The following is a 21,575-nucleotide window of genomic DNA, read 5'->3' on the forward strand; positions in this document are numbered from 1 at the left end:
TCGCCAGTTAGGTGAGTACTTGCAAACGCCGCGCACAAGCGCGGCGTTTTGCTATGTGCCTCAGGCTGGGTAGATGGCGCCCAGTACTCGGGGGCCACGGGCACCGGTAACGCTGGGGCGATTGCCCGGTATACCCTGTAGGCAGCAATGAGCCAGCCAGGCGAATGCCATCGCTTCAACCCAGTCTGGATCTACGCCGTGGGCGGCTGTGCTGCTGACAAATGCGCCGGGTAGAAGGGCTGCCAGGCGACGCATCAGGGCTCCGTTGTGGGCGCCGCCGCCGCAGACCAGGAGCGCCTGGGTATCTTCCTGTGCCGCCTGCAGCGAGCTGACTATGCTGTGAGCGGTAACTTCCAGCAGAGTGGCCTGCACATCGGCATCGGCAATCAGCGGCTGTTTGACCAGGTGCTGCATCAGCCAAGGTAGGTTGAACACTTCCCTGCCGGTGCTTTTCGGGCCTGTGCCAGCGAAGAATGGATCGCTCAACAGGCTATTGAGCAGGTTGGCATTAACTTGGCCGGTAGCTGCCCAAGCGCCGTCAGCGTCATAGCTGTGGCCTTGCTTCTGCTGAATCCAGGCGTCGAGCAACACGTTGCCCGGGCCACAGTCGAAACCGCTGACAGGTTTGTCCTGTTCGATCAGGCTGAGGTTGCTGAATCCGCCGACATTCAAAACGGCCAATCGCTGGCCCTGGAGCTCGAACAGCGCCTCATGGAACGCTGGAACCAATGGCGCGCCTTGGCCTCCAGCCGCTACATCGCGGCGCCTGAAGTCGCTTACAACGCAGATTCCGGTGAGTTCGGCCAATAAGGCTGGGTTGCCTATCTGTACCGTGAAACCACGCGCAGGCTCATGGCGAATAGTTTGGCCATGGCTGCCGATGGCGCAAACATCAGTCGCCTTAAGGTTCTGTCTGTGGAGCAGATCAGCGATGCCCTGTGCCGCTAGCTCGACCCATTTTGCTTCTGCTAGCGCGGCGCGAGCAATTTCATCCGAACCGCTGCTGCACAGCGCCAGGAGATCCTGGCGCAAGTTGGAGGGCATCGGGATGTAGTGAGTCGCAAGCAGGCGGGTGTGATGCTCCTGCTCGATCAAGGCGATGTCCAGGCCGTCGAGGCTGGTCCCGGACATCACACCCAGATAAAGAGCCACTGTTTAGCGCTTGTTGGACGCGAGCATGGTGGCTTTTTCCTGATTCATGCGAGCAACCAGGGGTTGGCTCTGCTGCAGGAAGCGCTGCCGCTCGGCTTTGGCAATCGGGTCGGCCATAGGCAGCTTCTGCCCCAGCGGATCGACGTGTACGCCGTTGACCTGGAACTCATAGTGCAAATGCGGGCCCGTGGACAGGCCAGTAGTGCCGATATAACCGATGACCTGACCCTGTTTGACAGAACCACCGGTCTTCACACCCTTGGCGAAACCCTGCATGTGACCGTAGAGGGTCTGATAGCGATTGCCGTGTTGGATGATGACCGTATTGCCATAACCTCCGCGACGTCCTGCCAGCAGGACCTTGCCGTCACCGGCAGCCTTGATTGGCGTGCCTCGTGGCGCTGCGTAGTCAACACCCTTGTGCGCGCGGATCTTGTTCAGGATCGGATGTTTACGACCTGCAGAAAAACGCGAGCTGATGCGGGCGAAATCAACCGGAGTACGGATGAACGCCTTGCGCATGCTATTGCCATCAGCGGTGTAGTAATTGGTGTTGCCTTGCTTGTTGGTATAGCGGACTGCGGTGTAGGTCTTGCCGCGGTTGGTGAAGCGTGCCGAAAGAATATTACCGTTGCCTACCACTTTGCCGTTCATGATCTTCTGCTCGTAGATCACGTCGAACTCATCGCCCTGGCGAATATCCTGGGCAAAGTCGATGTCATAGCCGAAGATCCGCGCCATATCCATGGTCAGGCTGTGGGGCAGGCCCGCACGCTGGCCGGAGGCTGACAGCGAGCTTTTGATCACGCCGTGGCTGTAGGCCGAGCGGATTACTGGTTTGCTGACCTCGCGATTGAATGCGTAACCGTTTGCGCTTTTAGTCAGGCGAATGGTTTCCAGATCGCTGACCTTGCTGTGCAAGCTGGCGAGTTGACCGTCCTTGTCCAGCTCAATCTGAAGTACTTGGCCGCTTTTAAGCTGGCTGAACTGCTTTGCCTGCTTGTTGCTGGTCAGTACCTCGTGAACTGTGGCGGCTGGCAAGCCGACCTTGGCAAACAGGGTAGAAAGCGTATCGCCGCGGCTTACAGTGACCTCACGGTGACCATCGTCTTTAGCTGGGACGGCAGATGCAGCGGCTGGAGCTGCCTCGACTTTGGCGGTTTCCTCGGTAGGCGAACTGCTGTTGTCGATTTGGGCAAACGGAGAAGCGGCAGAAGCTTCGGCGCTTTGGGTCAGCGGGGCTTCCTGTTCCTGCTTGAGCTGCTCGGCAGGGCTTTCAAGCTCGAGGTTCAGGGTGGTTTTCTTGGCTTCCACCTCGCTGGATGGAAATACCAGCAAGGCCAGACTGAGTAAGGCGGCAATGCCGCTGGCGGCCAACAGGTGGCTCTTCGGATAAAGCGGGGGCGCTTTAGGCGGTTCGTTGGTCATAGATGAATTGACTTTGAAATAGATGAATTGGAAAAGATGAATGACATGATGAAGATGAAATAACTGTATAAAATATAACCAAAACCCTTTCAGCGCAAGCGCGCAGACGTCATCAGTCGGCTACGGGGTCACATCCGGGGCAAAAACTTGTAATTGATGGCTGATCTTGTATGGTTGGGTCCCTTTGAATTCGAGCCTGCGGGTCTGTTATGAAGTCGGTTGAAGAGCAGCTAGCGCTGATCAAGCGTGGTGCGGAAGAGGTATTGGTCGAGTCCGAATTGGTCGAGAAGCTCAAGCGTGGGCAGCCGCTGCGGATCAAGGCGGGTTTCGACCCTACCGCGCCCGACCTGCACCTGGGGCATACCGTCCTTATTAATAAGCTGCGCCAGTTCCAGGATCTGGGGCATCAGGTGATCTTCCTGATCGGTGACTTCACCGGCATGATTGGTGATCCGAGTGGCAAAAGTGCCACACGCCCGCCGCTTACGCGCGAGCAGGTGCTCGATAACGCCGAAACCTATAAGCAGCAGGTATTCAAGATTCTTGATCCGGCCAAGACTGAGGTCGCGTTCAACTCTACCTGGATGGACAAGCTCTCGCCTGCGGACTTCATTCGACTGGCTTCGCAATACACCGTGGCGCGCATGCTTGAGCGCGATGACTTCGACAAGCGCTATACCACCAATCAGCCGATTGCTATTCACGAGTTCCTCTATCCGTTGGTACAGGGTTATGACTCTGTGGCGCTCAAGGCGGATGTCGAGCTCGGTGGTACCGATCAGAAGTTCAACCTGCTGATGGGGCGCGAGCTGCAGCGCTCCTACGGCCAGGAAGCCCAGAATATCGTGACCATGCCGCTGCTCGAAGGCTTGGATGGCGTCAAGAAGATGTCCAAGTCCCTGGGTAATTATGTAGGCATCCAGGAAGCGCCGGGGGTGATGTACAGCAAGCTTGTATCGATTCCCGACACGCTGATGTGGCGTTACTTCGAATTGCTGAGCTTCCGCTCGATGGAAGAAATCGACGCGTTTCGTGCGGATGTTGCAGCTGGCGCGAATCCGCGCGACATCAAGATCAAGCTGGCTGAAGAGATCGTTGCGCGCTTCCATGGTGAAGAGGCTGCTGCAAATGCCCATCGCGGCGCCGGCAACCGTATGAAAGAAGGCGAGCTGCCGGAAGACCTGCCGGAAGTAGAAGTGCAAGGGAGCGAGGAGATGCCTATCTCTGCTGTCCTTAATAAAGCAGGCCTGGTCAAGAATTCGGCAGCAGCGCGCGACCTACTTGCTGCTGGTGGCGTACGAGTCGATGGCGAGGTAGTTGACCGTGGCTTCGTATTTGCCTTGGGTGCTACCCATGTTTGCCAGGCCGGCAAGAAGGCCTTCGCTCGTATTACCCTCAAGGCTATTTAACGGGCGGCAAGCTGTAAGGGGAGGCGCGGTGTTCGTGCTTTTACTTGCAGCTTGCCTCTTATAGCCAAAACGCCCCTCCTGAAACAAAGTCGTAATAAGTCCTTGACGCCCCTGCGGATCTCTCTATAATTCGCCCCACTTCTGGCGTAGTCGGAACTGAAAACCCCTTGATATTCAATGAGTTAGATGTTTCAGGTAGGGCTGGAAGTGCTTCGATCGAAAGATCGGCAGCGGTGAAAAAGGTGGTTGACAGCGAATTGAAACGCTGTAGAATTCGCCTCCCGCTGGCGAGAGATCGCAGCGCGTTAAGCGGTTGAAGTTGAAAGAGAAATTCTGAAAAACTTCAAAATAAACGCTTGACACACTCTGAGGAAAGCGTAGAATGCGCGCCTCGGTTGAAGCGAAAGACTTCAACCAACGCTCTTTAACAATCGAATCAAGCAATTCGTGTGGGTGCTTGTGACTCAGACTGATAGTCAAAAAGATTATCAGCATCACAAGTGACTGCACGAGAAGTCGAAAGACTTCGAATTAGTCATTTGAGATTGCTGAGCCAAGTTTAGGGTTTTCTCAAAACCCAAGCAGTATTGAACTGAAGAGTTTGATCATGGCTCAGATTGAACGCTGGCGGCAGGCCTAACACATGCAAGTCGAGCGGATGACGGGAGCTTGCTCCTTGATTCAGCGGCGGACGGGTGAGTAATACCTAGGAATCTGCCTGGTAGTGGGGGACAACGTTTCGAAAGGAACGCTAATACCGCATACGTCCTACGGGAGAAAGCAGGGGACCTTCGGGCCTTGCGCTATCAGATGAGCCTAGGTCGGATTAGCTAGTTGGTGAGGTAATGGCTCACCAAGGCGACGATCCGTAACTGGTCTGAGAGGATGATCAGTCACACTGGAACTGAGACACGGTCCAGACTCCTACGGGAGGCAGCAGTGGGGAATATTGGACAATGGGCGAAAGCCTGATCCAGCCATGCCGCGTGTGTGAAGAAGGTCTTCGGATTGTAAAGCACTTTAAGTTGGGAGGAAGGGCATTAACCTAATACGTTAGTGTTTTGACGTTACCGACAGAATAAGCACCGGCTAACTCTGTGCCAGCAGCCGCGGTAATACAGAGGGTGCAAGCGTTAATCGGAATTACTGGGCGTAAAGCGCGCGTAGGTGGTTCGTTAAGTTGGATGTGAAATCCCCGGGCTCAACCTGGGAACTGCATCCAAAACTGGCGAGCTAGAGTAGGGCAGAGGGTGGTGGAATTTCCTGTGTAGCGGTGAAATGCGTAGATATAGGAAGGAACACCAGTGGCGAAGGCGACCACCTGGGCTCATACTGACACTGAGGTGCGAAAGCGTGGGGAGCAAACAGGATTAGATACCCTGGTAGTCCACGCCGTAAACGATGTCAACTAGCCGTTGGAATCCTTGAGATTTTAGTGGCGCAGCTAACGCATTAAGTTGACCGCCTGGGGAGTACGGCCGCAAGGTTAAAACTCAAATGAATTGACGGGGGCCCGCACAAGCGGTGGAGCATGTGGTTTAATTCGAAGCAACGCGAAGAACCTTACCAGGCCTTGACATCCAATGAACTTTCCAGAGATGGATTGGTGCCTTCGGGAACATTGAGACAGGTGCTGCATGGCTGTCGTCAGCTCGTGTCGTGAGATGTTGGGTTAAGTCCCGTAACGAGCGCAACCCTTGTCCTTAGTTACCAGCACGTAATGGTGGGCACTCTAAGGAGACTGCCGGTGACAAACCGGAGGAAGGTGGGGATGACGTCAAGTCATCATGGCCCTTACGGCCTGGGCTACACACGTGCTACAATGGTCGGTACAGAGGGTTGCCAAGCCGCGAGGTGGAGCTAATCTCACAAAACCGATCGTAGTCCGGATCGCAGTCTGCAACTCGACTGCGTGAAGTCGGAATCGCTAGTAATCGCGAATCAGAATGTCGCGGTGAATACGTTCCCGGGCCTTGTACACACCGCCCGTCACACCATGGGAGTGGGTTGCACCAGAAGTAGCTAGTCTAACCTTCGGGGGGACGGTTACCACGGTGTGATTCATGACTGGGGTGAAGTCGTAACAAGGTAGCCGTAGGGGAACCTGCGGCTGGATCACCTCCTTAATCGACGACATCAGCTGTTTCATAAGCTCCCACACGAATTGCTTGATTCATTGAAGAAGACGATATCGGTAACAGCTCTTGACTGGGTCTGTAGCTCAGTTGGTTAGAGCGCACCCCTGATAAGGGTGAGGTCGGCAGTTCGAATCTGCCCAGACCCACCAGTTTCTTGTTGGGGCCATAGCTCAGCTGGGAGAGCGCCTGCCTTGCACGCAGGAGGTCAGCGGTTCGATCCCGCTTGGCTCCACCACCCCCTTCGTTACCATGTCAAAGCTTAGAAATGAATATTCGGGTCGAATATTGATTTCTGAACTTTTTCAGAATCGTTCTTTAAAAATTTGGGTATGTGATAGAAAGATAGACTGGATAGCACTTTCACTGGTGTTGTTCAGGCTAAGGTAAAATTTGTGAGTGACTCTTAAGAGTTTTGCGAATTTTCGGCGAATGTCGTCTTCACAGTATAACCAGATTGCTTGGGGTTATATGGTCAAGTGAAGAAGCGCATACGGTGGATGCCTTGGCAGTCAGAGGCGATGAAAGACGTGGTAGCCTGCGATAAGCTTCGGGGAGTCGGCAAACAGACTTTGATCCGGAGATCTCTGAATGGGGGAACCCACTCAGCATAAGCTGGGTATCTTGTACTGAATACATAGGTGCAAGAGGCGAACCAGGGGAACTGAAACATCTAAGTACCCTGAGGAAAAGAAATCAACCGAGATTCCCTTAGTAGTGGCGAGCGAACGGGGACTAGCCCTTAAGTGGCTTTGAGATTAGCGGAACGCTCTGGAAAGTGCGGCCATAGTGGGTGATAGCCCTGTACGCGAAAATCTCTTAGTCATGAAATCGAGTAGGACGGAGCACGAGAAACTTTGTCTGAATATGGGGGGACCATCCTCCAAGGCTAAATACTACTGACTGACCGATAGTGAACCAGTACCGTGAGGGAAAGGCGAAAAGAACCCCGGAGAGGGGAGTGAAATAGATCCTGAAACCGTATGCGTACAAGCAGTGGGAGCCTACTTGTTAGGTGACTGCGTACCTTTTGTATAATGGGTCAGCGACTTATATTCAGTGGCGAGCTTAACCGAATAGGGGAGGCGTAGCGAAAGCGAGTGTTAATAGCGCGTTTAGTCGCTGGGTATAGACCCGAAACCGGGCGATCTATCCATGGGCAGGTTGAAGGTTAGGTAACACTGACTGGAGGACCGAACCGACTACCGTTGAAAAGTTAGCGGATGACCTGTGGATCGGAGTGAAAGGCTAATCAAGCTCGGAGATAGCTGGTTCTCCTCGAAAGCTATTTAGGTAGCGCCTCATGTATCACTGTAGGGGGTAGAGCACTGTTTCGGCTAGGGGGTCATCCCGACTTACCAAACCGATGCAAACTCCGAATACCTACAAGTGCCGAGCATGGGAGACACACGGCGGGTGCTAACGTCCGTCGTGAAAAGGGAAACAACCCAGACCGTCAGCTAAGGTCCCAAAGTTATGGTTAAGTGGGAAACGATGTGGGAAGGCTTAGACAGCTAGGAGGTTGGCTTAGAAGCAGCCACCCTTTAAAGAAAGCGTAATAGCTCACTAGTCGAGTCGGCCTGCGCGGAAGATGTAACGGGGCTCAAACCATACACCGAAGCTACGGGTGTCACTTAGGTGACGCGGTAGAGGAGCGTTCTGTAAGCCTGTGAAGGTGAGTTGAGAAGCTTGCTGGAGGTATCAGAAGTGCGAATGCTGACATGAGTAACGACAATGGGAGTGAAAAACTCCCACGCCGAAAGACCAAGGTTTCCTGCGCAACGTTAATCGACGCAGGGTTAGTCGGTCCCTAAGGCGAGGCTGAAAAGCGTAGTCGATGGAAAACAGGTTAATATTCCTGTACTTCTAGTTATTGCGATGGAGGGACGGAGAAGGCTAGGCCAGCTTGGCGTTGGTTGTCCAAGTTTAAGGTGGTAGGCTGAGATCTTAGGTAAATCCGGGATCTTAAGGCCGAGAGCTGATGACGAGTTGCCTTTAGGCGACGAAGTGGTTGATGCCATGCTTCCAAGAAAAGCTTCTAAGCTTCAGATAACTAGGAACCGTACCCCAAACCGACACAGGTGGTTGGGTAGAGAATACCAAGGCGCTTGAGAGAACTCGGGTGAAGGAACTAGGCAAAATGGCACCGTAACTTCGGGAGAAGGTGCGCCGGTGAGGGTGAAGGACTTGCTCCGTAAGCTCATGCCGGTCGAAGATACCAGGCCGCTGCGACTGTTTATTAAAAACACAGCACTCTGCAAACACGAAAGTGGACGTATAGGGTGTGACGCCTGCCCGGTGCCGGAAGGTTAATTGATGGGGTTAGCTAACGCGAAGCTCTTGATCGAAGCCCCGGTAAACGGCGGCCGTAACTATAACGGTCCTAAGGTAGCGAAATTCCTTGTCGGGTAAGTTCCGACCTGCACGAATGGCGTAACGATGGCGGCGCTGTCTCCACCCGAGACTCAGTGAAATTGAAATCGCTGTGAAGATGCAGTGTATCCGCGGCTAGACGGAAAGACCCCGTGAACCTTTACTATAGCTTTGCACTGGACTTTGAATTTGCTTGTGTAGGATAGGTGGGAGGCTTTGAAGCGTGGACGCCAGTTCGCGTGGAGCCAATCTTGAAATACCACCCTGGCAACTTTGAGGTTCTAACTCAGGTCCGTTATCCGGATCGAGGACAGTGTATGGTGGGTAGTTTGACTGGGGCGGTCTCCTCCTAAAGAGTAACGGAGGAGTACGAAGGTGCGCTCAGACCGGTCGGAAATCGGTCGTAGAGTATAAAGGCAAAAGCGCGCTTGACTGCGAGACAGACACGTCGAGCAGGTACGAAAGTAGGTCTTAGTGATCCGGTGGTTCTGTATGGAAGGGCCATCGCTCAACGGATAAAAGGTACTCCGGGGATAACAGGCTGATACCGCCCAAGAGTTCATATCGACGGCGGTGTTTGGCACCTCGATGTCGGCTCATCACATCCTGGGGCTGAAGCCGGTCCCAAGGGTATGGCTGTTCGCCATTTAAAGTGGTACGCGAGCTGGGTTTAGAACGTCGTGAGACAGTTCGGTCCCTATCTGCCGTGGACGTTTGAGATTTGAGAGGGGCTGCTCCTAGTACGAGAGGACCGGAGTGGACGAACCTCTGGTGTTCCGGTTGTCACGCCAGTGGCATTGCCGGGTAGCTATGTTCGGGAGAGATAACCGCTGAAAGCATCTAAGCGGGAAACTTGCCTCAAGATGAGATCTCACTGGAGCCTTGAGCTCCCTGAAGGGCCGTCGAAGACTACGACGTTGATAGGTTGGGTGTGTAAGCGCTGTGAGGCGTTGAGCTAACCAATACTAATTGCCCGTGAGGCTTGACCATATAACACCCAAGCAATTTGCGTCGAACGACCAGATTGCGGTGTTGTGAAGACGAAACAAACCGAAAGTTTGCAACTCACAAACATCACATACCCGATTCGCTGGAGTGTCTGAACAAGACCTTCTGGCAACAGAATTTCTTGACGACCATAGAGCATTGGAACCACCTGATCCCATCCCGAACTCAGTAGTGAAACGATGCATCGCCGATGGTAGTGTGGGGTTTCCCCATGTGAGAGTAGGTCATCGTCAAGATTAAATTCCGAAACCCCTATCTGCACATGCAGGTAGGGGTTTTGTCTTTTCCGGCATCGCACACTTCGCCGCTGCCGGGGCGAGGTTTGCCCGCGATACCGTCCAATTCGGCGCCTCTGCTTCATCTGTTTTCTATGCAATCCCTACCTGCATGGCTATCATGCCAGCCTCATCAAGAGTCGAGATTGGCATGCTGAAGTTGTTAGAGCTCCTCAAGGATGGCCGATTCCATTCCGGGCAGGATCTGGGGAATGCCCTTGGCATAAGTCGCAGTGCTGTCTGGAAACAGCTACAGCACCTTGAGGCCGAGTTGAATCTACCCATTCATAAGGTGCGCGGCCGCGGCTATCAGTTAGCCTCGCCCTTGGTCCTGCTGCAGGAGCACGAGATAGCTGAGCATTCGCAGGGCGAGCCTTGGCCGGTGCTGGTCTTTGAGTCCATCGACTCGACGAATGCGCAAGCCTTGCGCGCAATTGCAGCAGGGCAGCGTGCGCCCTTCCTGGTGGTTGCCGAGCGTCAAACCGCGGGGCGGGGTCGGCGCGGGCGACAATGGGTAAGTCCATTTGCAGACAACCTCTACTACAGCCTGGTGTTGCGTATTGAGGGTGGCATGCGCCAGCTCGAGGGTTTGAGCCTGGTTGTAGGCCTCGCGGTCATGCGCGCGCTGCAGTCATTTGGTGTCGTGAATGCCGGATTGAAGTGGCCTAATGATGTGCTGGTCAATAATCAGAAGATTGCCGGGATTTTGTTGGAATTAGTGGGTGATCCGGCTGATGTCTGTCATGTGGTGCTGGGTATAGGTATCAACGTCAACATGCAGGCGGCTAAAGAGGTTGATCAGCCATGGACCTCCGTGCGCCGTGAGGTGGGAAGTTCAATTGATCGCAACTTGCTAGTGGCCAGGTTGAACCGCAATCTGCAGGTGGACCTCGAGCGCCACCGTGAAACCGGCTTCGCTGGGTTTCAGGCAGAGTGGGAGCAGGCGCACCTGTGGCAGGGGCGAGCTGTATCGCTGATTGCCGGGACCAACAAGGTCGACGGTACTGTTTTGGGGATCGATGGCCAAGGTGCATTGCGCCTTGAAGTCGATGGAGTAGAAAAGAGCTTCAGCGGTGGTGAGCTCAGTTTGAGGTTGCGTGATGATTCTTGAGCTCGATTGCGGTAACAGCTTTATCAAGTGGCGCGTAATTCGCGACACGGACTTGTCGATTGTCGGTAGCGGGGTGGTCGACTCCGATATGGCCCTGGTCGATGCGGTCAGTGCGCTTGCGCTGCCGCCTAAGCAGTGTCGCTTGGTCAGTGTGCGCAGTGAGGAGGAAACGATAAGTTTATCCGCACTTTTACATCAGTGTTTCGGGCTTCGGGTTTTCGTCGCGCAACCGGCCAAAGAGGTTGCAGGTGTGCGCAACGGATATGAAGACTATCAGCGTCTCGGTCTGGATCGCTGGCTCGCTGTATTGGGTGCATATCGTTTGTCGGGTGGGGCGTGTCTGGTCATGGACTTTGGGACTGCAGCCAAGGCGGACTTCGTTGCAGCGGATGGCGAGCACCTGGGGGGCTTTATCTGTCCGGGAATGCCTTTGATGCGTAGCCAGTTGCGTACGCACACTCGCAGGATTCGATACGACGATGCCTCCGCTGAGCGAGCGCTATCAAGCATGGCCCCTGGGCGCTCTACGGTCGAAGCGGTTGAGCGTGGATGTGTGCATATGCTTCAAGGCTTCGTTCGTTCCCAGCTCGATCACGCGCGGGAGCTGTGGGGTGAGGATTTCTCGGTTTTGCTGACCGGTGGTGATGCGCCGCTGGTGCAAGAGGCTGCGCCAACTGCACGTGTAGTGCCTGATTTGGTGTTTGTCGGCCTGGCGATGGCCTGCCCCCTGGATTGAGGTGACTATGCGTTGGTTGTTTCTGTTATTGGTGGTGCTCAATGCTGCTTATTACGTATGGCATCAGCAGGAGGCTCCTTTGAGGGTCAAGGAGGTCGCGCCACTTTCGCTTTATAAGGGCAACCAGCAGGGTATACGTCTGTTGAGTGAGTCGCATCAGAATGCGCAGGTTCCAGCGAGTGGTCGTGAGTGTCTGTACGTAGGTGGGGTAAGCGGTCAAGAGCAGCTCGGAGCCTTGCGGCAGCGACTCTTGAGTTTGGATGTGGCCTCGGTTCCTGTTACGGGCAGGCTTGAAGATGAGGCGGGGCTTTGGTTGCAAATTCAGCCGGACAGCCAGCGTTTGCTTGATCAATCCCTGCTCGGGACACTTTCTCGAGATTTCAAAGACTTAAAACATAAAATAAAGTTGTGCGAGGGTATTGCAACTGGTGAATAGCTTGATAGAATGGCGCCCGCTTCACAGGGATGACCACTAAGTGGCAACACTGTGAAGTAGCTGTCAAATTAGCTAACCTCAAGATTTTAATGAGAAAAAGCTTGACAGTAGGACGGCAAGAGTTGAAAATGCCGCCCAGCTCAGGAGGGGTTCCCGAGCGGCCAAAGGGATCAGACTGTAAATCTGACGTCTACGACTTCGAAGGTTCGAATCCTTCCCCCTCCACCATTTTAGCGAGAGCTGCAAGCTCCGCGGGTATAGTTTAGTGGTAGAACCTCAGCCTTCCAAGCTGATGATGCGGGTTCGATTCCCGCTACCCGCTCCAAGTTTGCTGTTGTTGCACAGTGTTACGCTCTTGTAGCTCAGTTGGTAGAGCACACCCTTGGTAAGGGTGAGGTCAGCGGTTCAAATCCGCTCAAGAGCTCCATATAACAAGGCAGATATGAAAATATCTGCCTTTGTTTTAATGGCTGCATTAACTTGCTTATTTCTTCTTGCTGAGGATTGTCTCGATGGCTAAGGAAAAGTTCGATCGTAGTTTGCCGCACGTGAACGTCGGCACCATTGGTCACGTTGACCATGGCAAGACCACGCTGACCGCAGCTCTGACTCGCGTCTGCTCCGAAGTTTTCGGTTCGGCCGTCGTCGAATTCGACAAGATCGACAGCGCTCCAGAAGAGAAAGCTCGCGGTATCACCATCAACACCGCACACGTTGAGTACAACTCGAACATTCGTCACTACGCTCACGTTGACTGCCCAGGTCACGCTGACTACGTGAAGAACATGATCACTGGTGCTGCCCAGATGGACGGCGCGATCCTGGTTTGCTCGGCCGCTGATGGTCCGATGCCACAAACTCGTGAGCACATCCTGCTGTCCCGTCAGGTTGGCGTTCCGTACATCGTGGTCTTCCTGAACAAGGCTGACCTGGTAGACGACGCTGAGCTGCTGGAACTGGTTGAGATGGAAGTTCGCGACCTGCTGTCCACCTACGACTTCCCAGGCGACGACACTCCGATCATCATTGGTTCGGCTCGTATGGCGCTGGAAGGCAAAGACGACAACGAAATGGGCACCACCGCTGTCAAGCGTCTGGTTGAAACTCTGGACAGCTACATCCCAGAGCCAGAGCGTGCTATCGACAAGCCGTTCCTGATGCCAATCGAAGACGTATTCTCGATCTCGGGTCGTGGTACCGTTGTTACCGGTCGTATCGAGCGTGGTATCGTCCGCGTTCAGGACGCCCTGGAAATCGTTGGTCTGCGTGACACCACCACCACCACCTGCACCGGTGTTGAGATGTTCCGCAAGCTGCTGGACGAAGGTCGTGCTGGCGAGAACTGCGGCGTTCTGCTGCGTGGTACCAAGCGTGACGACGTTGAGCGTGGTCAGGTTCTGGTCAAGCCAGGTTCGGTTAAGCCGCACACCAAGTTCACCGCAGAAGTATACGTTCTGAGCAAGGAAGAAGGCGGCCGTCATACTCCGTTCTTCAAAGGCTACCGTCCACAGTTCTACTTCCGTACTACTGACGTGACTGGTAACTGCGAGCTGCCAGAAGGCGTTGAAATGGTAATGCCAGGTGACAACATCCAGATGACTGTCACTCTGATCAAAACTATCGCAATGGAAGATGGTCTGCGCTTCGCTATCCGTGAAGGCGGTCGTACCGTCGGCGCTGGCGTCGTAGCAAAGATTATCGAATAAGTAGTTGATTTCTCTCGATCAGGCCGGCATAATGGCCGGCCTGATAAGCTTTTAGGTCAGTAGCTCAATTGGCAGAGCGACGGTCTCCAAAACCGTAGGTTGGGGGTTCGATTCCCTCCTGACCTGCCAGATTCACCTCGTGTGTCTGGCTTTCTTTTCACAGGATCTTCCTAGATGACTCCCAAGGCTGAAGCCCAAGACTCTCGTTTTGATCTGCTCAAGTGGCTGGCTGTTGTCGCTTTGGTGGTTGTAGGTGTTGTAGGTAATCTTTATTACTCTGCTTCGCCGATTCTGTATCGCGTACTCGCACTGCTTGCTCTTGCTGCTGTTGCTGGCTTTATTGCCCTGCAGACTGCTAAAGGCAGGTCGTTCTTTACGCTGGTAAAGGAAGCGCGCACCGAGATTCGTAAAGTCGTATGGCCAACCCGTCAAGAAACCATGCAGACCACGCTCATTGTGGTTGCTGTTGTTCTGGTTATGGCGCTGCTGCTGTGGGGTCTCGACTCCCTGCTCGGTTGGTTGATTTCCTTGATTGTTGGCTAAGGGTGTCCCGTGGCTAAGCGTTGGTATGTTGTGCATGCTTACTCGGGTTACGAGAAGCATGTAATGCGCTCGCTGATCGAGCGCGTAAAGCTGGCTGGCATGGAAGACGGGTTCGGCGAGATTCTGGTCCCCACTGAAGAAGTGGTTGAGATGCGCAATGGCCAGAAGCGCAAAAGCGAACGTAAATTCTTCCCAGGTTATGTGCTGGTGCAAATGGAAATGAACGAAGGGACTTGGCACTTGGTCAAGGACACCCCTCGCGTCATGGGCTTCATTGGTGGTACTGCAGATAAGCCTGCACCTATCACTGATAAAGAAGCCGAGGCCATTTTGCGTCGTGTTGCTGATGGTAGCGACAAGCCTAAGCCAAAGACGCTGTTCGAGCCGGGCGAAGTCGTCCGTGTTATCGATGGCCCGTTTGCAGACTTCAACGGTACTGTTGAAGAAGTTAACTACGAGAAGAGTCGGATCCAAGTGGCCGTACTCATTTTCGGTCGCTCTACTCCGGTGGAGCTCGAGTTCAGCCAGGTCGAAAAGGTCTAGCCGAACAACGCATCCCATTACCCCGCAGCCCTATGTGCTGCGGGGTTTTGTCGTCACTGGGATAAAACGCAAGTAATCCGGGGAGCCTTTTTGGCGTTCGTACCCGATATTGGAGTAGCTCATGGCTAAGAAGATTCAGGCTTACATCAAGCTGCAAGTAAAGGCCGGCCAGGCCAACCCAAGCCCACCCGTTGGTCCAGCTCTGGGTCAACACGGTGTGAACATCATGGAATTCTGCAAGGCCTTCAACGCCCGTACTCAGGGTCAAGAAGCCGGTCTGCCGACTCCTGTGATCATCACTGTTTACAGTGACCGCAGCTTCACCTTCGAAACCAAAAGCACCCCTGCTTCGGTTCTGCTGAAGAAAGCAGCTGGCCTGACCAGCGGCTCCGCACGTCCTAACACCGTTAAAGTCGGTACTGTGACCCGTGCTCAGCTGGAAGAGATCGCAAAAACCAAAAATGCTGATCTGACTGCCGCTGACATGGAAGCAGCCGTGCGTACTATCGCCGGTTCTGCTCGTAGCATGGGCCTCAACGTGGAGGGTGTGTAATGGCTAAGCTGACTAAGCGCCAAAAGGCCATTGCTTCGAAGCTCGAAGCTGGCAAAGTCTACAACTTCGAAGACGCAGCAGTGCTGCTGGCCGAACTGTCCACCGTGAAGTTCAGCGAGTCCTTCGACATTGCTGTCAACCTCGGCGTTGACCCACGTAAATCTGACCAGGTTGTTCGTAGCGCTACTGTGCTGCCACACGGCACTGGCAAGACTGTACGTGTTGCTGTCTTCACCCAGGGTCCAGCTGCTGAGGCCGCTCTGGCTGCCGGCGCTGACCGTGTAGGTATGGACGATCTGGCTGCTGAAATGAAAGCCGGCGACCTGAACTATGACGTCGTTATTGCTTCCCCGGACGCAATGCGTGTTGTAGGTCAGTTGGGTCAGGTTCTGGGTCCTCGTGGCCTGATGCCTAACCCGAAAGTTGGTACCGTGACTCCCGACGTAGCTACCGCGGTTAAAAACGCCAAGGCTGGTCAGGTTCGTTATCGCACCGACAAAAACGGCATCATCCACACCTCCGTTGGCAAAATCGGCTTTGAAGCCGGCAAGCTGAAGGAAAACGTTGAAGCCCTGATCGCTGACCTGAAGCGTATCAAGCCAGCTTCTTCGAAAGGTATCTACGTTAAGCGCGTTACCCTGAGCACCACCATGGGTCCAGGCTTGGTCATCGACCAAGGCTCGCTGAACGCGTAAGACAAAAATCGACGCGAGCGATCGCGTCGGTTTAAAAAATTGGGGTCCCTGCCTGGCGGGGGCTATCCAAGACCGTAGGCGACGCAAGTCTTAAACCACAAGCCTACGCAGATGGTGCCCCTGGTTCTTTAGCGAATCAGACACCAAAACGACATCCGGCTTCGGCTGGATGAAACGGTAACAAGCAGGAGTTTTACCCGTGGCAATTAAACTCGAAGACAAGAAGGCCATCGTCGCTGAAGTCAACGAGGCTGCCAAAGTCGCTCTGTCTGCTGTCGTGGCTGATGCCCGTGGCGTGACTGTAGGCGCAATGACCGGACTCCGTAAAGAGGCTCGTGAAGCTGGCGTTTACGTACGTGTTGTACGTAACACCCTGCTCAAGCGCGCTGTTGCTGACACTGAATTCAGTGTCCTCAACGACGCCTTCACCGGCCCTACCCTGATTGCATTCTCCAACGAGCACCCGGGCGCTGCTGCCCGTCTGTTCGCTGAGTTCGCCAAGGGTCAGAGCAAGTTCGAGATCAAGGCAGCTGCGTTCGACGGCAAGTTCCTTGCCGCAAACCAGATCGACGTGTTGGCTTCTCTGCCAACTCGCGACGAGGCTATTGCGAAGCTGATGAGCGTGATCCAAGGCGCTACCAGCAAGCTGGCTCGTACTTTGGCAGCCGTTCGCGACCAGAAAGAAGCTGCTGCTGCCTAAGGCACAGAAAGCGCTTTCGAAATCATACGTTTAATTTGATGGCTGCGTAGGCTGTCACCCCAATACAGGATTTAAGTCATGTCTCTGACTAACGAGCAAATCATCGAAGCAATCGGCCAGAAAACCGTTCTGGAAGTTGTTGAGCTGATCAAAGCAATGGAAGAAACCTTCGGCGTTACCGCTGCTGTTGCCGCTGCTGGCCCAGCTGCTGCTGCTGCCGTTGTTGAAGAACAAACCGAGTTCAACGTTGTTCTGGTTGCCGCTGGCGACAAGAAAGTAAACGTGATCAAGGCTGTTCGTGAACTGACCGGCCTGGGCCTGAAAGAAGCCAAGGAAAAGGTTGATACCGCTCCTCAAGTCGTTGCTGAAGGCGTTTCGAAAGAAGCTGCTGACAAAGCCAAGGCTGACCTGGAAGCAGCAGGCGCTACTGTCGAACTGAAGTAATTTCGACTGTGCGTCTCCAGCCCGAGCGATAAGCGAAAGGCTGATGGCTGGTGGCTCTTGCCACCGGCCTTTTTCCGTTATTGGTGGCCGACCAGGTCGGCACCAGTGACGAGCGGTAACCACCGATGACGGTGGCGCAAACCAAGGGGTTTGCACGATTTTCTGGCTGCTCCCGTCGGGAGAAGCCAAACAAGCAGGTGACCAAGCTGGGGAACGCTGATGGCTTACTCATACACTGAGAAAAAACGTATCCGCAAGGACTTTAGCAAGTTGCCGGACGTCATGGATGTGCCTTACCTCCTGGCCATCCAGCTGGATTCGTATCGTGAATTCTTGCAAGCGGGAGCGACCAAAGATCAGTTCCGCGACGTGGGCCTGCATGCGGCCTTCAAATCGGTTTTCCCGATCATCAGCTACTCCGGCAATGCTGCCCTGGAGTATGTTGGCTATCGTCTGGGCGAACCGGCTTTTGATGTCAAAGAATGTGTACTGCGTGGCGTGACCTACGCGGTTCCGCTGCGGGTGAAAGTCCGCCTGATCATTTTCGACAAAGAATCGTCGAACAAAGCGATCAAGGACATCAAAGAGCAAGAAGTCTACATGGGTGAAATCCCCCTGATGACTGAAAACGGTACCTTCGTAATCAACGGTACCGAGCGTGTTATCGTTTCCCAGTTGCACCGTTCGCCGGGCGTGTTCTTCGATCACGACCGCGGCAAGACGCACAGCTCTGGCAAACTGCTGTACTCGGCGCGGATCATTCCTTACCGCGGCTCGTGGCTGGACTTCGAATTCGATCCGAAAGACTGTGTATTCGTCCGTATCGACCGTCGTCGCAAGCTGCCTGCATCGGTATTGCTGCGTGCGCTGGGTTACAGCACGGAAGAAGTGCTGGACGCTTTCTACACCACCAACGTATTCCACGTCTCGGGCGAGAAGCTCAGCCTGGAGCTGGTACCTCAGCGTCTGCGTGGTGAAGTTGCAGTCATGGATATCCATGATGACTCTGGCAAGGTTATTGTCGAGCAAGGTCGTCGTATCACTGCTCGTCACATCAATCAGCTGGAAAAAGCCGGCGTCAAGCAACTGGACGTTCCGCTGGAATACGTCCTGGGGCGCACCACCGCCAAGGCGATCGTGCACCCAGCTACCGGTGAAATCCTGGCTGAGTGCAACACCGAGCTGAGCACTGATGTTTTGGTGAAGATCGCCAAGGCTCAGGTTGTTCGCATCGAGACGCTGTACACCAACGACATCGACTGTGGTCCGTTCATCTCGGATACCCTGAAGATCGACTCCACCAGCAACCAACTGGAAGCGCTGGTCGAAATCTATCGCATGATGCGTCCTGGCGAGCCGCCAACCAAGGACGCAGCCGAAACCCTGTTCAACAACCTGTTCTTCAGTGCTGAGCGCTACGATCTGTCTGCCGTAGGCCGCATGAAGTTCAACCGTCGTATCGGTCGTACCGAGATCGAAGGTTCGGGCGTGCTGAGCAAGGAAGATATCGTCGAGGTCCTCAAGACCCTGGTCGATATCCGTAACGGCAAAGGCATCGTCGACGACATCGACCACCTGGGTAACCGTCGTGTTCGCTGCGTTGGTGAAATGGCCGAGAACCAGTTCCGTGTGGGCCTGGTGCGTGTTGAGCGTGCGGTCAAAGAGCGTCTGTCGATGGCAGAAAGCGAAGGCCTGATGCCTCAGGACCTGATCAACGCCAAGCCGGTTGCGGCGGCGGTGAAAGAGTTCTTCGGTTCCAGCCAGCTTTCGCAGTTCATGGACCAGAACAACCCGCTCTCCGAAATTACCCACAAGCGCCGTGTTTCTGCACTTGGCCCTGGTGGTTTGACCCGTGAGCGTGCCGGCTTCGAAGTCCGTGACGTACACCCGACCCATTATGGCCGCGTGTGCCCGATCGAGACGCCTGAAGGTCCGAACATCGGTCTGATCAACTCCCTGGCGGCGTACGCTCGCACTAACCAGTATGGCTTCCTGGAAAGCCCGTACCGTGTAGTGAAAGAGGGTATTGTCACCGACGATATCGTGTTCCTGTCGGCGATCGAAGAAGCTGATCACGTTATCGCTCAGGCTTCGGCCACGATGGACGAGAAGAAGCACCTGATCGACGAACTGGTAGCCGTTCGTCACCTGAACGAATTCACTGTCAAGGCCCCAGAAGACGTCACCTTGATGGACGTTTCGCCGAAGCAGGTAGTTTCGGTTGCAGCGTCGCTGATTCCGTTCCTCGAGCACGACGACGCCAACCGTGCGTTGATGGGTTCGAACATGCAGCGTCAGGCTGTACCAACACTGCGTGCCGACAAGCCGCTGGTCGGTACCGGTATGGAGCGCAACGTTGCGCGTGACTCCGGCGTTTGCGTCGTAGCTCGTCGTGGCGGTGTGATCGACTCCGTCGATGCCAGCCGTATCGTTGTTCGTGTTGCGGATGACGAAGTTGAAACTGGCGAAGCCGGTGTCGACATCTACAACCTGACCAAATACACCCGTTCGAACCAGAACACCTGCATCAACCAGCGTCCGCTGGTGAGCAAAGGTGATGTGGTTCAGCGTAGTGACATCATGGCTGACGGCCCGTCCACCGATATGGGTGAATTGGCGCTGGGTCAGAACATGCGCATCGCATTCATGGCGTGGAACGGCTTCAACTTCGAAGACTCCATCTGCCTGTCTGAGCGCGTGGTTCAGGAAGATCGCTTCACCACGATCCACATTCAGGAACTCACCTGTGTGGCTCGTGACACCAAGCTTGGCCCAGAGGAAATCACCGCGGACATCCCGAACGTTGGTGAAGCTGCGCTGAACAAGCTGGACGAGGCGGGTATCGTCTACGTTGGTGCTGAAGTCTGCGCGGGTGACATTCTGGTCGGCAAGGTCACGCCAAAAGGCGAAACCCAGCTCACTCCAGAAGAGAAGCTGCTGCGTGCAATCTTCGGTGAGAAGGCGAGCGACGTCAAAGACACCTCCCTGCGCGTGCCTACCGGCACCAAAGGTACTGTCATCGACGTACAAGTCTTCACTCGTGACGGCGTTGAGCGCGATAGCCGAGCTCTGTCCATCGAGAAAATGCAACTCGACGAGATCCGTAAGGATCTGAACGAAGAGTTCCGTATCGTTGAAGGCGCAACCTTCGAGCGTCTGCGTTCTGCCTTGAACGGCCAGGTCGTCGATGGTGGTGCAGGTCTTAAGAAAGGCACTGTGATCACCAACGAAGTACTGGACGGTCTGGAGCACGGCCAGTGGTTCAAGCTGCGTATGGCCGAGGACGCGCTGAACGAGCAACTCGAGAAGGCTCAGGCCTACATCGTTGATCGTCGCCGTCTGCTGGACGACAAGTTCGAAGACAAGAAACGCAAGCTGCAACAGGGCGATGACCTGGCTCCGGGCGTACTGAAGATCGTCAAGGTTTACCTGGCAATCCGCCGTCGCATCCAGCCGGGTGACAAGATGGCCGGTCGTCACGGTAACAAGGGTGTTGTCTCGGTGATCATGCCGGTAGAAGACATGCCGCACGATGCCAACGGTACCCCGGTCGACGTGGTGCTCAACCCGCTGGGTGTACCATCGCGTATGAACGTCGGTCAGATCCTCGAAACCCACCTTGGCCTCGCTGCCAAAGGCTTGGGTGAGAAGATCAACCGCATGCTCGAAGAGCAGCGCAAGGTCATCGAGCTGCGCAAGTTCCTCACTGAGATCTACAACGAGATCGGTGGCCGCCAGGAAAGCCTGGAAGACTTCTCCGACCAGGAAATCCTGGATTTGGCGAAGAACCTCAAAGGCGGTGTGCCAATGGCCACTCCAGTCTTCGACGGTGCTAAGGAAAGCGAGATCAAGGCCATGCTGAAACTGGCAGACATGCCAGAAAGCGGTCAGATGCAGCTGTTCGACGGCCGTACCGGCAACAAGTTCGAGCGTCCAGTGACCGTTGGTTACATGTACATGCTCAAGCTGAACCACTTGGTGGACGACAAGATGCACGCGCGTTCCACTGGTTCTTATAGCCTGGTTACCCAGCAGCCGCTGGGTGGTAAGGCGCAGTTCGGTGGTCAGCGTTTCGGGGAGATGGAAGTGTGGGCGCTGGAAGCATACGGCGCGGCATACACCCTGCAAGAAATGCTCACAGTGAAGTCGGACGACGTGAACGGTCGGACCAAGATGTACAAAAACATCGTGGACGGCGATCACCGTATGGAGCCGGGCATGCCCGAGTCCTTCAACGTGTTGATCAAAGAGATTCGTTCGCTCGGTATCGATATCGATCTGGAAACCGAATAACACGTGACGCGAATCGGGAGCGTGGCTGAAAAGCC

14 protein-coding genes, 6 tRNA genes and 3 rRNA genes are annotated in these 21,575 nt (G+C 54.7%); 21 read left to right on the plus strand and 2 right to left on the minus strand.

Going from position 1 to position 21,575, the window contains the following annotated elements; translation table 11 throughout:
- Positions 1 to 60: 60 nt before the first annotated feature.
- Positions 61 to 1,152: an anhydro-N-acetylmuramic acid kinase gene (locus D3Z90_RS02275; protein WP_136474243.1), complete on the minus strand. Its 1,092-nt coding sequence runs from the start codon at positions 1,150 to 1,152 to the stop codon at positions 61 to 63.
- 3 nt (positions 1,153 to 1,155) lie between these two features.
- Positions 1,156 to 2,580 (minus strand): peptidoglycan DD-metalloendopeptidase family protein, encoded by a 1,425-nt coding sequence (locus D3Z90_RS02280; protein WP_136474244.1) that lies wholly within the window; start codon positions 2,578 to 2,580, stop codon positions 1,156 to 1,158.
- 209 nt (positions 2,581 to 2,789) lie between these two features.
- On the opposite strand from D3Z90_RS02280, the gene tyrS reads away from it, so the two are divergent.
- The 21 genes from tyrS to rpoB all read left to right on the plus strand — a co-directional run bounded on the left by tyrS (position 2,790) and on the right by rpoB (position 21,540).
- Entirely contained in the window at positions 2,790 to 3,989 is a 1,200-nt protein-coding gene (tyrS, locus tag D3Z90_RS02290) for a tyrosine--tRNA ligase (protein WP_136474245.1), read from the plus strand.
- A gap of 589 nt (positions 3,990 to 4,578) precedes the next feature.
- Positions 4,579 to 6,115, plus strand: a 16S ribosomal RNA gene (locus tag D3Z90_RS02300).
- A gap of 84 nt (positions 6,116 to 6,199) precedes the next feature.
- A tRNA-Ile gene (locus D3Z90_RS02305) sits at positions 6,200 to 6,276 on the plus strand.
- A 10-nt stretch (positions 6,277 to 6,286) separates the two neighbouring features.
- A tRNA-Ala gene (locus D3Z90_RS02310) sits at positions 6,287 to 6,362 on the plus strand.
- A 235-nt stretch (positions 6,363 to 6,597) separates the two neighbouring features.
- Positions 6,598 to 9,487, plus strand: a 23S ribosomal RNA gene (locus D3Z90_RS02315).
- Positions 9,488 to 9,625: 138 nt separating this feature from the next.
- Positions 9,626 to 9,741: ribosomal RNA gene (rrf, locus tag D3Z90_RS02320) — 5S ribosomal RNA — on the plus strand.
- Together the 16S, 23S and 5S rRNA genes with 2 tRNA genes alongside form the textbook arrangement of a ribosomal RNA operon.
- Before the next feature lie 190 nt (positions 9,742 to 9,931).
- Positions 9,932 to 10,891 carry a bifunctional biotin--[acetyl-CoA-carboxylase] ligase/biotin operon repressor BirA gene (birA, locus tag D3Z90_RS02325; RefSeq protein ID WP_136474246.1) on the plus strand — a complete coding sequence of 320 codons (960 nt, stop codon included), beginning with the start codon at positions 9,932 to 9,934 and terminating at the stop codon, positions 10,889 to 10,891.
- The gene (locus tag D3Z90_RS02330; protein ID WP_136474247.1) at positions 10,881 to 11,627 is read left to right on the plus strand and encodes a pantothenate kinase; all 747 of its coding nucleotides are present in this window, start codon (positions 10,881 to 10,883) and stop codon (positions 11,625 to 11,627) included. Before birA ends, D3Z90_RS02330 begins: the two co-directional genes overlap by 11 nt.
- 7 nt (positions 11,628 to 11,634) lie before the next feature.
- A complete protein-coding gene (locus tag D3Z90_RS02335) occupies positions 11,635 to 12,063 on the plus strand; it encodes a hypothetical protein (protein WP_136474248.1) in 429 nt (142 codons plus the stop codon).
- 143 nt (positions 12,064 to 12,206) lie between these two features.
- Positions 12,207 to 12,291: transfer RNA gene (locus D3Z90_RS02340), tRNA-Tyr, on the plus strand.
- 23 nt (positions 12,292 to 12,314) lie between these two features.
- Positions 12,315 to 12,388, plus strand: a tRNA-Gly gene (locus D3Z90_RS02345).
- 26 nt (positions 12,389 to 12,414) lie between these two features.
- A tRNA-Thr gene (locus D3Z90_RS02350) sits at positions 12,415 to 12,490 on the plus strand.
- Positions 12,491 to 12,575: 85 nt separating this feature from the next.
- Complete coding sequence (gene tuf / locus D3Z90_RS02355) at positions 12,576 to 13,769, plus strand: elongation factor Tu (protein ID WP_105642145.1); 1,194 nt, start codon at positions 12,576 to 12,578, stop codon at positions 13,767 to 13,769.
- Between the two features lie 53 nt (positions 13,770 to 13,822).
- Positions 13,823 to 13,898 (plus strand) — tRNA-Trp (locus D3Z90_RS02360).
- 45 nt (positions 13,899 to 13,943) lie between these two features.
- Positions 13,944 to 14,312, plus strand: a complete 369-nt coding sequence (secE, locus tag D3Z90_RS02365) for a preprotein translocase subunit SecE (RefSeq protein WP_136474249.1) — start codon at positions 13,944 to 13,946, stop codon at positions 14,310 to 14,312.
- 9 nt (positions 14,313 to 14,321) lie between these two features.
- Positions 14,322 to 14,855, plus strand: coding sequence for a transcription termination/antitermination protein NusG (gene nusG, locus D3Z90_RS02370; protein WP_136474250.1), 534 nt, complete (start codon positions 14,322 to 14,324; stop codon positions 14,853 to 14,855).
- Positions 14,856 to 14,976: 121 nt separating this feature from the next.
- Entirely contained in the window at positions 14,977 to 15,408 is a 432-nt protein-coding gene (gene rplK / locus D3Z90_RS02375; RefSeq protein WP_028944937.1) for a 50S ribosomal protein L11, read from the plus strand.
- Positions 15,408 to 16,103 (plus strand): 50S ribosomal protein L1, encoded by a 696-nt coding sequence (gene rplA / locus D3Z90_RS02380; protein ID WP_136474251.1) that lies wholly within the window; start codon positions 15,408 to 15,410, stop codon positions 16,101 to 16,103. The genes rplK and rplA overlap by 1 nt, the downstream gene beginning before the upstream one ends.
- A gap of 199 nt (positions 16,104 to 16,302) precedes the next feature.
- The gene (gene rplJ / locus D3Z90_RS02385) at positions 16,303 to 16,803 is read left to right on the plus strand and encodes a 50S ribosomal protein L10 (protein WP_045190247.1); all 501 of its coding nucleotides are present in this window, start codon (positions 16,303 to 16,305) and stop codon (positions 16,801 to 16,803) included.
- 78 nt (positions 16,804 to 16,881) lie between these two features.
- Positions 16,882 to 17,247, plus strand: a complete 366-nt coding sequence (rplL, locus tag D3Z90_RS02390; RefSeq protein WP_043861936.1) for a 50S ribosomal protein L7/L12 — start codon at positions 16,882 to 16,884, stop codon at positions 17,245 to 17,247.
- A gap of 219 nt (positions 17,248 to 17,466) precedes the next feature.
- A complete protein-coding gene (gene rpoB / locus D3Z90_RS02395) occupies positions 17,467 to 21,540 on the plus strand; it encodes a DNA-directed RNA polymerase subunit beta (protein WP_136474252.1) in 4,074 nt (1,357 codons plus the stop codon).
- Positions 21,541 to 21,575: the final 35 nt, after the last annotated feature.

This window comes from Pseudomonas sp. DG56-2 (assembly GCF_004803755.1).
Taxonomy (GTDB): domain Bacteria; phylum Pseudomonadota; class Gammaproteobacteria; order Pseudomonadales; family Pseudomonadaceae; genus Aquipseudomonas; species Aquipseudomonas auratipiscis.